Origin of the sequence: Candidatus Arsenophonus triatominarum (assembly GCF_001640365.1) — a bacterium.
In the GTDB taxonomy this organism is placed as follows: domain Bacteria; phylum Pseudomonadota; class Gammaproteobacteria; order Enterobacterales; family Enterobacteriaceae; genus Arsenophonus; species Arsenophonus triatominarum.
On record NZ_LWMI01000016.1, the window covers coordinates 570,292 to 583,663 of the forward strand.

Consider the following 13,372-nt stretch of genomic DNA (forward strand, 5'->3'; position numbering starts at 1 on the left):
CAGTACCTGTCAGGTTAAATTTGATTTAAATCTTTCTCTCTCCAAAGTTGTTTTCCATCGTGTAAAGTTGCCATAGGAGTTCGACCGCAACACATTTTTCCTTGATGAGTGCGTTGGTTATTATATTCCGCTAACCATTTATCTAAATCAGCTTGTAATTCATTTAAAGCCCTATAGATTTTCTTACGAAAAGCCACCTGATAGAACTCTTGTAATACAGTTTTATGAAAGCGTTCACAAATCCCATTAGTTTGAGGTGAACGAGCTTTAGTTTTTGTATGATCAATATCATTGATAGCGAGATAAAGTTGATAATCGTGATGTTCAACTTTACCACAATACTCACTGCCTCTGTCCGTCAGTATACGTAACACCGGTAACCCATGCTGGGAATAAAAAGGGAGAACCTTGTCATTTAATAAATCTGCCGCCGTTATCGCGCTTTTTGTTGTGTAAAGCTTACAATGAACGACTTTACTGTAAGTATCAATGTAAGTTTGTTGATAAACACGACCAACGCCTTTTAAATGACCGACATAAAAAGTATCTTGTGAACCCAGATAACCTGGATGCGCTGTTTCAATCTCACCACAGGCTTCATCATCTTGCGCTTTCTTTTCTAGAGCACTGATTTGTGATTCTGACAGGATAATTCCTTCTGTTGCGATTTTATCTTCAAGCGCTTTTAGGCGTTTTGTAAAATTTTCGAGATTATGGCGCAGCCAAATAGAGCGAACGCCACTCCCCGAAACAAAAATGCCTTTTTTTCTTAGTTCATTACTACTGCGGTGTTGACCGTGTGCAGGGTATTCAATCGCATACTCGACTACAGCGCTTTCAATCTGTTCATCTACTCTATTTTTTACGTTAGGCACCCGTCGATTTTGATTAATTAAAGCGTCTATCCCACCATCGTTAACAAGTTCCTGGTAGCGATAAAACGTATCTCGGGATACCCCCATAATCTTACAGGCTTTTGAGACGTTATTAAGCTCTTCAGCGAGGTTAAGTAACCCGACTTTATGTTTGATGATAGGATTATTTGTTTGATACATAGAATTACCTTTTATTTAATTATCTAATGATGTTAATTAAAACCGGTAACGCTCTTTTTTAAATCAGAATTGTCGGATTAAGTTAAGACTAATACAAGTAATTACCCTACCTGTATTTACCGTGCTTAATTAACTCATGCAGTAAAGCAATTAATGATTATGTTGACGAAAGAAGAAGTCATGCGCTATAGTTTACCTGCATCTGCAAAATCAGATGTCGGGCTTAGCACCCCGTGTTAGTAACCGCGACATGCACACGCCGCGAGCGTGTTTTTTAGTGTCGTAAATCTAGCCACAAATTCTATGGTGGGCTGGATGGGGCAGCTGAAAAGCTGGCCGGCGGTTACTCCGGTAGTGCTAACCCTGTTCAGCTCACCACCAATATGAGCTTAGCACCTCTTGGTGGTGGTAAAATCAAGTAACCATCGGAGGTCTTATGACACTTCAAATATCCGCTATTAACCCTAAAGTTACTGTTCATAACGGCAAAGCTATTACCACGTCTCAAGACCTTGCTGATTACTTTGGAAAATTGCATAAACATGTTCTTGCAAAAATAGAATCTCTTGATTGTTCTAAAGAATTTATGACGGCCAACTTTTCGGCCGTCGTAGTAAAGATTCAAGCTGGTTTCAATAAGCGTGATTCCAAAGCTTACGAAATGACCAAAGACGGCTTCGTATTTTTAGTAATGGGATTTACCGGAAAGAAAGCAGCCCAATTCAAGGAAGCCTATATTGCTGAATTTAATCGCATGGAAGCAGAGCTACATTCTGCCCCAAAATACCAACCTGAAGCTCACGAAAAGTTCAGCAGCAAAGATACCCAAAATCTCGCCCGTATCATTGCGCTGATGACTCAAAACTTTCGTTTCAGGGACGCATGGAATAATGCCATCTGGTATGCATTAAGAGAAGTCACAGGTATTCCCTCACCTTATCCGATGGAAGTCAGACTAGTCCCTTCTATCGCTACAGAATGTGAGCGTATCTGGCATGTCACGGAAGAGCTTCAAGATAAAATAGCCGATGCAGAAAAAACATCGATTAAACGAATTATCCGCAAACGTGAAAATGCCGATAAAGTTATCGCTGAAATAGAAACTTTGTTATCTCAGGCTACACAGGATAACCAGCTAATGCTAAATGGTGCTCTTTCAAATTGGCATAAAGCTGAACTCACCCATTTCCTCCAACGTAACTAAATAATCCTAACGCCCCTTTTTACAGGGGTAATCATTCATCAATTTAACTATTGAGAGATACCTTTATGTCAAATTTAATAAACATCGAAACAAAAAACATCAATGGTGAATTAATCCAGACTGTCAATGCGCGTGATCTACATGCGTTTTTGGAAATTACCACGCGATTTAATGATTGGATAAACAGACGTATAACAGAATATAGTTTTGAAGAGAATATTGACTATATTATTGTTGAAAATTTGAGCTACTCAAATTTGAGTAGTGCAAAATCTCGACAACGGCCTATGAAAGACTACTGCATCAGTATCGACATGGCGAAAGAGTTATCCATGGTTGAGCGTAATGAAAAAGGAAAACAGGCCAGACAGTATTTTATTGAATGTGAAAGAAAAGCATTAGAAGCTGTCAGTCCGGTTGAGATACTAAATGACCCATCAGCGATGAGAGGATTGTTGCTTAATTACACAGAAAAAGTTATTGCACTTAAACACACAGTCGATGATATGAAACCGCAAGTCGAAGCACTAAAACGAATCAGCTATTCAGAAGGCTCGCTTTGTATTACTGATGCGGCAAAATCACTCAAAATGAAACCCAAAGCACTTTTTTCATGGTTACAAGGACATGATTGGATTTATCGGCGTGTTGGTGGAAAAAGTTGGGTTGGCTATCAGGATAAAATCAAGCAGGATTTAATCGAGCATAAAGTGACTGTCGTTGCTAGAAATGACGGTTCGGAAAAGTTAACTGAACAGGTAAGAATTACGCCAAAAGGACTTGGAAAATTATCCGTTCTTATTAGTGAATAATACCAAGCAAAAAAAAGACCAGCGCAAGGCTGGCCAACACCAGGTAAAATGTTACTGTTAACAAACACACAACGTTAACAATACTACCATAAATAACCTTATAAAAATTAATGTTTTGATCAACATTTACATTTATGTAATCAATAACCGGAGTAATCCTATGAATAACATCCATGAATACCGAACAACGTTACATCATGTCAAAGCAGGGATGCAGGTTATTTATCATTGTGAGGTGATGAAAATAATTAGATTGAAGGAAAAAAAATTAACAAACAAAGGATTGATATATCAATTCGATACCGATGGAGAAAGCGGAATATTAACCGGAAATGGCGGTAATAAAATCACTGTCTTAGAAAAAATAGACGACTTACATAAAAGTAAAAGCTGGTATATTTAACAGGAGATGAAGTGAAGTATGACCTGATACTCGCAGACCCACCTTGGCAATACCAAAAAAAGCATCAAACAACGCAGCAAATAAATCCTAATACTCTACCCCACAAATTATATCCCTAACCTAACAAAAGACGAAGATAACCATTCATGGCTTCGCTATTGATTTTTGTGGGGCAATGAAGCGCCTGAAAATAGTGTGAGTTTTTAAATGAGGACATAAACGTGAATAATAATTCTATGTTCATTACAGATGAACAGATGAAAGAACTAACAGGTTACCAAAAACCATCCAAACAATGCAAAGTTTTAGAAGAAGCGGGAATCTTTTTCATTAAGCGGCCTGATGGTCGACCCAAAACGACATGGGAACATTTCAATAAACGACTTTCAAAAGCAACGGGTATTAACTTTGCTGAAAAACCAGATTTCGGAGCAATCTAAATGGCTAGAAAAAGAAAAAATCCGGCTGATAATTGGATGCCTTCAAGAGTGAGAAGAGGAAAATCAGCATTTGAGTTTTTGACTCCAGATGGAAGGACAATTCGATTATGTGATTTTTCTTTTACTCAAGCCGAGGTGTGGGTTGCATACGAAAAATTATTGCTATCATACAAAAATGAAGAAACACTTGCAGCTTTATTTAATGCATTTTTCAATTCCCCTGACTTTCTTAATTTATCAGGTGAAACGCAAAAAGATTATAGGAAATATGCCAATAAGTTAATGCCTGTGTTTGGAAAAATGTTACCTGACAATATAAAGCCAGAACACATTCGTAAGTATATGGACAAAAGAGGTCTAAAGAGTAAAACTCAGGCTAACAGAGAAAAGACATTATTGTCACGTGTTTTTGGGTGGGGCTATGAGCGAGGATTAGTCAAAATAAACCCATGTAAGGGAGTAAGGCAATTCAAAGAAAAAGCTAGAGATCGCTACATTAGCGACAAAGAATATAATGCACTTTATTCTATATCACCAATTGTAGTAAAAATTGCGATGGAGCTTGCCTATCTTTGCCTTGCTAGGCAAGCAGATATTTTATCTTTAACTTATTCTCAGCTATCTAATGACGGCATATTTATTAAGCAAGGTAAAACAGGGATCGCACAGATAAAAGCATGGACAGATCGTTTACATGCAGCCATAGAGTTAAGTCATACTTTACCTTTAGACAAAGGAATTAGCAGTATATATGTTCTGCATCAACAAAGTGGATCTGGGTACACTCGTGATGGTTTCAATAGCCGATGGAGGAAAGCAAAAGAAGAAGCCAAAATTAAATTTCCACACTTAAACTTTGATTTTACTTTTCACGATTTAAAAGCAAAAGGTGTTTCAGATCTTGATGGTTCTTTATCTGAAAAACAAACAATATCTGGTCATAAAAACATTTCTCAAACCGCAAGATACGATAGAAAAATTAATGTTGTCCCTGTTGTTGGAGGTCAGAAAAAGCAATGATTAAATCAAAAATATAGTGAAATTATATAGCGAAAATATAGTGAAACGTGATTTTAGTCACAAAAATTTACTCTTAAGAGACTAAGTTTTCACCACTTAACTTATTGATAAATAATGAAAAATTTTATGGTGCCCAGGGCGGGACTTGAACCCGCACAGCCTTAAGGCTGAGGGATTTTAAATCGCGCTTTTTATACTTAATTTTCAATAAGTTAGTTTCATTTTTCGTAATAAAAATAGAATTTTCACCCTATAAAATTCAAACGGTTACGTATTTTTACGTAGCCGTTTTACGAACATTTACTATAGCAATAACAAAGCTGAAATGAAACCATTAGTCAATAACAAAACCTCAATCTCTAACAAATCCACTTACACCCAACCAACAACTAATAGTTAACAACTTCCTCCAACGTTGCTAATATCATGCCCCTGTGATGGGGCTGTTTAAGGTTAAATAATGATTAATGAAAATCTAAGCGCCCGAAAAGCGGCTAATTCCAGCCAAGAAAGATAATGATGTTTGAATGGCAAGACTGGCAAATGGTACAGGCGATGCTTGGCGATTTCCAGACGGTGAAATAGTCCACGGGTTTTTTGAGGCTGAGAAAAAAGCCAAAGAGATGGGCGCAGTATTGGAAAAACCGAGTCCTTACCGATTTAGTCCGAGTCATTGAAAATAATGCACATCCACATAATCACCAAATAAAAGGCTTTTTTTTTAAAATGTATTCTATCTCAATAATCATAGTCATTTTTATTTCATTTTTTGCCACCTCTTATTTTTTCCAAAAAATTAATTTTTTACCGGAGTTGAAAATAGGATCTTTAAAAGAAAGATATTATTTTATAGACGGGTTGAGGGGTATCGCTGCTATTTGTGTTGTTGTAGGTCATTCTTGGAGAATTGGTGTTAAAGCATTTGATTTCAAAGATTTTTATCTATCTTCTTTTAGTAGTTTTATTGCCTCTTTCGGTGTTCAACTTTTCTTTTGCATTACTGGATTTTTGTTTTTTGATCAAATCATAAAAAAACGAGCCAATATTGATTGGAATAAATTTTATTTGTCGAGAGTGAAGCGCTTAGCTCCGTTATTTTTGTTTAGTACTACTATTAGTGTTTTTTGTCTGTATGCGGTTAGTTTAGAAAAAATATCATTAATTTCATTCAACGATCTTTTTAATGCAATAAAACTTTATTTGTTTGGATTCGGTGGGCAAGTTGATATTCTTGGGAGAAACTCAGGCGTTTTAACCGCTGTTTCATGGACGTTACCATACGAAATTCGATTTTATTTTGTCCTACCTTTAGTTTGCTTAGCCTTAAAAAGTAATTACAAAAACTTAGTGTTAATTTTTGTAGTGCTATTAGTAATTAGCAGTTTTGTGGTTGATAAAATGAATCTTTGGCAGAATTTTTTGATTGGGGCTTTTGGCGCTTATACGATAAATAAAGTTAATATTAATAATAATATGGCTAGAATTGTTATTTTTTGTGTTGGGTTATTATCTTTAATCGCTTCAACAAATTTCATAAAAGATCATTATGATTTATATAGTTTTTTGTTTGTTTTTGTTTTTTTTGTATCAATGATTTTATCTAAGCCAAAATTTCTTGCGAAAAAGTTTTTTGTTTTAACTGGTGATGTTTCTTACAGTGTTTATTTAAATCACTCTTTTGTTTTGGTTGCTCTAAGCTATATTTTTTATGCTTTTTTTGGGAAAATTAGCTTAAATATTCCAATAGCAATAGTGATTTATTGCTTTTGCTCTGTCATGGTATGCACATTATCGTTTTTTTCTTTCAAATACATTGAATATCCATTTTTGAAAAAAAATTGATTTCAGTCATCCGCCCATAATCAAAGGGCGGTTTTTGGTTTTATTTTTTTGGTTTTTCTGGCCAATCAATATCTGGTGCAGACGAAACATCAACGCGGTTAACATACACTCTATATCTTTTCCATGTCGCCAACCGATCTTTTTCTTTTTCGGTCGCTATACCCAAATCAACAGCATCTTGCAACGGAGCTATTATCTGTCCCGCTTCTAATAAAAGCCCACGCTTGTCAGATTCAGCTCTTGCTACGAGTTTTTCTTTCGTGGGTGGTGGGTACATTTTCCACTCAGGCAGTCCATTTTTTCCAGCAACCATGTACTTTTCTAAAGGGTGCTGTCTAAATTCTTCTGCCATTTCATCAGAGATGAAAACCGCATCATCAGGCCAGCTACCTGCATCGATATATACTTGTTTAATTGATGCATTGTAAATTACGTTTTCTTTTGCGCTGTAGACAAAATTTTGATTTTCCATATTAATATCCTATTCCAAAAACGACGACAGTAGAAGGTGAAGCGCTATAACCAGAAGCCACTTCAACCTGAAATTTGTCAATAATTTTAGACCCTGTTACAGGGCTTTTGCTTGTGTCATAAGTCGTTTTATTTAATGATGTCATTGTTGTAATGCAATCGTTCGGAAAAGGAGTAGTCCATTTAAACGTTTTAGATATCATTTTTCCAGCCTCGGCTTTATCAAGCCCCACTGTCATCCACTGAAACATAAAATCTTTTTCTTCCGCGCCAATAATCGCCGGAATAAAAATATGACCGGATTTGTTCGCTATCGCAGTCGCAGCCTTAAGCAAAGCTGCCGGACCAAGGCCAAGGTTATTTCTGGCCTCCGCTTTGTTTTTAACCTCAGATAAATTGTTATTTATTTTAAGACAGTCTTTCAATGCATCGGTTATCACTTTTTGACTGATCACTTTATCTGTCGCGTTGCCCGTAGTTTGTAAGACGCTTGCTTTATCGAGTTTTTTGTTGACTTCCTCAATACTCACCGTTTTCGCCAAGTCATAAGCAATTTTGACGGCTTTAGGTGTGGCGGCTTGCGTTTCATCATCGCTATTCGTAGCACTGCTGAGTTTTGTAATTCCTGCTACTGTTTTTGTGGCGGCTGGCACGGTGTTATTCACGTTTTTCGATAAGGCACTGATGAGTCCGGTTTTCAGTTTATCGACGTTGCCGTCGTCGAGTACATCACTGTTATTGGTTTCCGCAATAAACTGTGCCACCACGTGCGCTATCATCGATGCCTGCCGCCAGACGGTGTTAAGTTCCTGTGAACGCGCAACACCTGCACTAAAACCATTATTGCGGGCGGTGAGTTTCTGATACTCCTCTGCCAGCAATACGTTAGCCCCGTCTGCGATACCAAACGGTAATATTTCATTTTTTGCCATGATTATTCCTTACAATTTGACTGACCAGCTACCGACATCAAAGCCGTCGATATAACGATTGTTGACATCAAATCCAAAAATGCCGTTATCACCTTCGGAACCGGTATAGGCGTTGAGTCTTACGCCTTCGGGCTTAATATTGAGATAGCCCTGTTTGATAACCGCTTTTGTCACTTCCGGTATCACCCCACCGGTGAGATACACATCCATCGACATATCCTGATTGTCGATAAAAAAGATTTTTACCGTTTCATCAGGGATTACGCCCTGATAAATTTCTGAAAGCATCTCGCTTGTGCCATTCCAGTGATTTGCTCGGATTTTTGCTCTTAATATGAAGCGGTAGGTTTCGTCATCAAGCTCAGTAAAACCACTATCAGCATCAAAGCGCCGTTTCCAGCTCCCCTGGTCAAAGCCCACCTTTTCGGTATCCAGTGAAAAATAGACCCCTTTTATCAGCGTTTTGACAAAACGTGATAAGCCTATCCATTCGCCGACGGCATCCAGTTGTTTACCCGTTGCCGTATCAATACTGAAAAACGCATTAAGCTGTGAGGCTAAGGCTGAAATATCCCTCAAAGAGCGTGTCATTAACTCAATATGTTGTGTAAACTTATCTGCTTGACGATGTTGTGGGGTGATGTACTCGGTGTAATCTCTCATGAGGCCACCACCAGTTTGACGTTATCCTCACGACAACTAACGGCTTCATTAAAAGCCACGATTAAATTTTCTTCTTTCACGCTTTCTGGTGTTCTACCAATCTTTAACGACGTAATATCAAACGTTTTCCCTTCTTCATCGCCAGGTAGATTTGCCGGTGAATAAAGACGGGTCAGATACAGATTGTCGCCAATGAGTTGTTGGTTGATATAGCCTGCAACTTTACGTCGGATTTTATCACCGGTGAGGGTGGTAAACCCCAAAAAAGCGGTTAAGTCGATTTCCACATGCACATCGACAGTTTTAGGCCGGGAAAAGCGAATCGTAATTGGCATATCGTAACGGTCTTTTACTGTCACGGCGGTATCACCATACGTGCCTGCCCCTGGGGTTTTCTTTTGTGCGATTGCGTTGGCAATCGTGTTGACATCGCCACCGTCCACAATCATCGCAATGGAATGGGGAGAAATACCGTTTTTATCCGTTTTACTAGTGTCATTCTCAAAACCGCGTTGCCTCGTTACCCCTGGTATCAGGCTAATCGCGCCCTGTATACCTTCCAGTACCGTACGTGAAGGGAGTGAGACCGATTTGCGCTGCCGCTCCCGTAATTGATTATCCGTTTCAATCGGCCTACCTTGTGTTGCGGGTTTGGGATTGTTCACCGTTTGCCAGCCTCGTGTGGGCGTGGCTATCTCGGTTATTTCACCCACTAATGCGGTAACACTTCCAGCAACCAGACAAACCGCTGTCACCGTCGCTTCGCCATGGATGTCCAGTGTGACGGTTTCAGGTAATCGCCAGATATTGCCGTTTTTATCCCGTACGCGCCCATTCGTAATCAAAGTGCCGACCTGACCGGTTAACACCACGTCCACATTAGAGTAGCCTGATGCATGACGTGAAATGCCATTAATGGCGACATTATTTGATAGCGCAGCCCCTTTACTGGTACTTGGGCTAAAACTGTTATAGGTGGCGATAAGCGCATTATTCGCATCATGGATGGCTAACGCGTAAATCGCTATCATCTGGCCATCTTTACTGTCCGGCGTTAAATACGCATCCTGCCCATAAATTTGATGAAAAAAATCAGTTAATCGCATCAGTATGCTTTGATAATCGGGCGCACTGATGCCGTCGTCAGTGACTTTCGCTGACAACCCTAACGTATCAAGATTTAACATTATGCCTCGTGGATAAAGGAAGTTTCGCCATATTGGGTTTGTACTTTTGCGGTGATGGTGAGTTTTCGCGCCGTTGAGTCTTGGCTGACATTGAAATCGGTTAACGTGGTTACGCCCTGTGTACCTAGTATGCGCTCTTTGATGGTCATGCCGTAAGCATCAAGATAAGGTTTTCCCAATACCGATTGTAACCAGGGCGTACCTTCCTCACTGTCTAAAAACCATTGCCCCTGCCAGAGTGACAAACGGGTTTTAATCGCCAGAGCGACAGCATCAGGCGTATTGGTTAAAAATGTGTTATCCCCCTGACCAAAGCTGTAGTCACCTTTTTCTGTTTCTCGTCGATAACGCATCAATCGCACCCTTTTAATGTTGTTTTTTATTTTTTTCAACTACCTTGATGTCTTCTAACTTTAAGGATGGCTCTTCATTGATTATTAATAAAAAAATCACGCCCATAAGTCGCCATGCGGTTTTTAGTTTGTGTAAATAAGAACCGCCAAAAAAAATGTTAACACTTTCTTTCATTTAATTTACCTCACCTGAATTATCACCACCGGCTTTGACACCTTTGTGGGTATGTGTTTCGTCAATCCGTTTGCCATTAGATGTCAATGTGCCCAAAAATTCAATCGCACCGGTGATTTTTGCAGCCACACCGGAGACCGCCGAACCCACCATACCACCTAACCAACTCAGTAATCCTTTAATGGTGACTCTATCCGAAAATGTAGTCTCTGGTGTCACAATTTCAAGCCCCCCAGGGCAACAATTTTCATTTTTTGCGTTGTCGGGTTTAATTCAAAATAGGTTGCGCCATCGTCACTTCTTAACTGCATCGCATCCGTGCTAATTTGGCTTATCTTCTGTTTTTGTGATTGCACACCGATGAAAGCGAAGGCATCCGATAAATCATGTTGTCTTGGGTCAATCGCTTCTTGTACTCCGCCGTTTTGCCACCAAAAATCAATGCATCTATCTGCAAAGACCACCAGACACTCATCACCGCTTTTGACGGGAAAGTCATTGTCACACCGCCACCACGCGGGAACACAACTGGCACGTCAACCAGTAGCGGTAAATTTACCGACTGCACATGCCCTTGGCTATCCGTTAAGGTTCCTTTAATCGCCGGCTGAACCACACAAGTGACTTTGCTGGCATCAAATGACTGAATAATCCCCGGCATCGCAACACGAAGCTGTGATGAGATTGTATGGCGAAAGACTTCAAGTAGTTGTTGTGGGTCACCGGTACGTGCTGCTACAGAAATCGCCATTATCCCACCTTTTTAATATCAATTCGATCATTCGACCCTTTGGCAATACACACCAAGTCCATGTACCACGGTTTACCGCGTGTATCACCGGTGTAAGTGATATTTTTCACAATATAATCCCCATCGGTGGAAAGACTCGCCGGTTGTGAGACAGCGCCTTGCGTTTGCCGCAAATTATTGTCATCGCTTTCACTAATTTTGCTATATCCCAGGGCGATATCACTGTTGGGTAACATCGTCCTATAGATTAACGCCTGGTCAAGACGGATAAGCCCGTTTATTTGGATGTTTGGATTAATCAAACAACGCACATTTACCCCGCCTCAATCGTTTGCTGAGGAAGACCGATCAAACCGGTTGCGCTATTAAGCACAATTGCCTCTTGGACGTACTTGTTTTCTGGCACCATCACAAGCTGGCCGTTAAGGTATTGCCACGAGGCAAAGCATTGCGCCTGCCAGATTATCTGCGGCATTTCTGACCATACCAAAGTACACTTTACCCCGAGGAAAGCGGGTATTATCGAACTCCGGCGTCACCCCTTTGACAATCCCATAAGGCGCAAGCCCTGTGAGTAACGTGTTATGTTGTTCTGACTGAGTATGCCCTGCGCTTAATGTGGTATTGAGTGTGGCATAATCATAAGCCTCGTGCGAGTCAATCGCCTGAACAATCACAAACGTATCGGTGGGGTTATCTCTGCCTGAAATCGTATAGCGGATTTTCCCGGTAAATATCAGACCCACGTTATCCTGATAGCCCGCCATAAGCTGCACGTTAACAAATTCCTCGGCCTGAATTTTGCTAACGGTTTCTTTTTTTAGATTCCAGACTTTAAACACCGCCGTACGAGGGTAACGCGTATCTGGCCAGGTGATATTGAATGTAGTGCGAAAATTTGACAGCTCAATGCCTTCACCCTTTTCATCACTGATAATCAGTGAGCATTTTCGTATCCAGTTTTTTGACATGGAGATAGATTCACTTATTTATCTGCCAGCGCATTAATAATGTCGGCGTATTTCTGCTGAGTTAGCTGCAACGCTTTTTCGAAAGACATAAAAGTATTTTTACGTTCAATTATTTTATTTGCCTGCGGTGTTTATAGGCAGTGATTCACTCATTTTTTTATTCATCATCCGTCAATCCTCAATCGGTTATCCAGTACAATTTTACGGTTGTGCCCAAGGTATTGGGATTGATGTCGCTTTCCTCATCCGACAGCAAGACAAGCTTCCTTCACTGATAAGGTGTTGATATTGAGCCAGTAGATTTTCACCTATGACTAGCGGAATACCCTGTATCACTCGTTGATTATCAACCGTGAGTATATCCAGCACCCATCTGCACTTTCACGCCAGATAAGGTGAAACTGCCAAACAGTATCGGATAGCTTAATCGTAAACTGCTGGTTGGTGGGAGTAAGCGGTATTTCGTTAATTTCCATTTAGCAATCCTAAACCTCGGTTTAAAAGGCTGCGATTATCAACGGGTTTTGGCGTTTTCATACCGGTATTGCTCACACTACCGGTTGTGTTACCTTCTCGCATATTTTTTGCATCGGTAGATTTGATATTAACCGTTTGGGTTTGGGTGATGTTAAGCTCCCGTAAGGTTAATATCGCCATCAACACGGTTTCCGTGTGTTTATCGGTGGTCACTTCGATTGCCCGAATGAGCATATTCTGGTATTTGCGCTTACCTGTTATCACATCAAACGGTTGACGGCTGGCTTGAAGTGATAAAATTTGCTGGTAAATTTCTGGCGCGCTTAACCCAACGCGAATACCCACTTTTGCCGTGTCCCAAAATCCAACAGCGATCCACTACTTGAAAACCCAACCTCCATCGTGACTTCTGCTGGACGCTTATAAGCGTGATCGGCAATTTCAGCGCCGAGTTCAACCGGATGTTCTGTTATTTCTAACGTATCTTGATGTTTTTCAGAAATCACCACATCCGGTACTAGTAAACCAATTTTGCGCGATCGTTGTGAAAAAAGCGTAGAAAGGATATCCATCAGTAGGCTCGCTGGGTTAATTGTCCAATCAGTCTGGCGTTAAC

General features: G+C 40.0%; 13 protein-coding genes and 4 pseudogenes. 6 read left to right on the forward strand and 11 right to left on the reverse strand.

The features are described from left to right. Positions 1-14 precede the first annotated feature (14 nt). Positions 15-1,055 (reverse strand): IS481 family transposase, encoded by a 1,041-nt coding sequence (locus tag AYJ55_RS17345; RefSeq protein WP_063654070.1) that lies wholly within the window; start codon positions 1,053-1,055, stop codon positions 15-17. Between the two features lie 436 nt (positions 1,056-1,491). On the opposite strand from AYJ55_RS17345, the gene AYJ55_RS17350 reads away from it, so the two are divergent. From AYJ55_RS17350 to AYJ55_RS17380, 6 genes are all read left to right on the forward strand, one after another. Continuing rightward, positions 1,492-2,259, forward strand: a complete 768-nt coding sequence (locus tag AYJ55_RS17350) for a Rha family transcriptional regulator (protein ID WP_063657404.1) — start codon at positions 1,492-1,494, stop codon at positions 2,257-2,259. A 65-nt stretch (positions 2,260-2,324) separates the two neighbouring features. Further along, positions 2,325-3,071 carry an antA/AntB antirepressor family protein gene (locus AYJ55_RS17355; RefSeq protein WP_063657405.1) on the forward strand — a complete coding sequence of 249 codons (747 nt, stop codon included), beginning with the start codon at positions 2,325-2,327 and terminating at the stop codon, positions 3,069-3,071. A 235-nt stretch (positions 3,072-3,306) separates the two neighbouring features. Then, a complete protein-coding gene (locus tag AYJ55_RS30985; protein ID WP_187153273.1) occupies positions 3,307-3,474 on the forward strand; it encodes a hypothetical protein in 168 nt (55 codons plus the stop codon). 236 nt (positions 3,475-3,710) lie between these two features. Continuing rightward, positions 3,711-3,914: a DUF4224 domain-containing protein gene (locus AYJ55_RS17370; RefSeq protein WP_063657415.1), complete on the forward strand. Its 204-nt coding sequence runs from the start codon at positions 3,711-3,713 to the stop codon at positions 3,912-3,914. Next, complete coding sequence (locus AYJ55_RS17375; RefSeq protein ID WP_063657408.1) at positions 3,915-4,934, forward strand: tyrosine-type recombinase/integrase; 1,020 nt, start codon at positions 3,915-3,917, stop codon at positions 4,932-4,934. A 597-nt stretch (positions 4,935-5,531) separates the two neighbouring features. Further along, positions 5,532-6,776 (forward strand): acyltransferase family protein, encoded by a 1,245-nt coding sequence (locus AYJ55_RS17380; RefSeq protein WP_063657409.1) that lies wholly within the window; start codon positions 5,532-5,534, stop codon positions 6,774-6,776. 40 nt (positions 6,777-6,816) lie between these two features. Here the strand turns inward: AYJ55_RS17380 and AYJ55_RS17385 are convergent, their stop codons facing one another. The 10 genes and pseudogenes from AYJ55_RS17385 to AYJ55_RS17420 form a co-directional block, all read right to left on the reverse strand. Next, on the reverse strand, positions 6,817-7,248 hold the full coding sequence (locus AYJ55_RS17385; protein ID WP_063657410.1) for a tail fiber assembly protein: 432 nt from the start codon (positions 7,246-7,248) through the stop codon (positions 6,817-6,819). 1 nt (position 7,249) lies between these two features. After that, on the reverse strand, positions 7,250-8,179 hold the full coding sequence (locus tag AYJ55_RS33510) for a phage tail protein (RefSeq protein ID WP_063657411.1): 930 nt from the start codon (positions 8,177-8,179) through the stop codon (positions 7,250-7,252). A 9-nt stretch (positions 8,180-8,188) separates the two neighbouring features. Then, entirely contained in the window at positions 8,189-8,842 is a 654-nt protein-coding gene (locus AYJ55_RS17395; RefSeq protein ID WP_063657412.1) for a DUF2612 domain-containing protein, read from the reverse strand. Continuing rightward, entirely contained in the window at positions 8,839-10,029 is a 1,191-nt protein-coding gene (locus AYJ55_RS17400) for a baseplate J/gp47 family protein (protein WP_162505659.1), read from the reverse strand. The genes AYJ55_RS17395 and AYJ55_RS17400 overlap by 4 nt, the downstream gene beginning before the upstream one ends. Then, positions 10,029-10,382, reverse strand: a complete 354-nt coding sequence (locus tag AYJ55_RS17405) for a contractile injection system sheath initiator (RefSeq protein WP_063657414.1) — start codon at positions 10,380-10,382, stop codon at positions 10,029-10,031. Before AYJ55_RS17405 ends, AYJ55_RS17400 begins: the two co-directional genes overlap by 1 nt. Positions 10,383-10,395: 13 nt before the next feature. After that, positions 10,396-10,557, reverse strand: coding sequence for a hypothetical protein (locus tag AYJ55_RS30990; RefSeq protein ID WP_187153199.1), 162 nt, complete (start codon positions 10,555-10,557; stop codon positions 10,396-10,398). Further along, positions 10,558-11,308 (reverse strand): annotated as a pseudogene (locus tag AYJ55_RS36230) (Gp138 family membrane-puncturing spike protein). Further along, positions 11,308-12,279 (reverse strand): annotated as a pseudogene (locus tag AYJ55_RS17415) (phage protein). Before AYJ55_RS17415 ends, AYJ55_RS36230 begins: the two co-directional pseudogenes overlap by 1 nt. A gap of 201 nt (positions 12,280-12,480) precedes the next feature. Further along, positions 12,481-12,755, reverse strand: a pseudogene (locus AYJ55_RS36235) (phage baseplate plug family protein). Further along, a pseudogene (locus tag AYJ55_RS17420) lies at positions 12,745-13,328 on the reverse strand (phage baseplate protein). The pseudogenes AYJ55_RS36235 and AYJ55_RS17420 overlap by 11 nt, the downstream one beginning before the upstream one ends. Positions 13,329-13,372 lie beyond the last annotated feature (44 nt).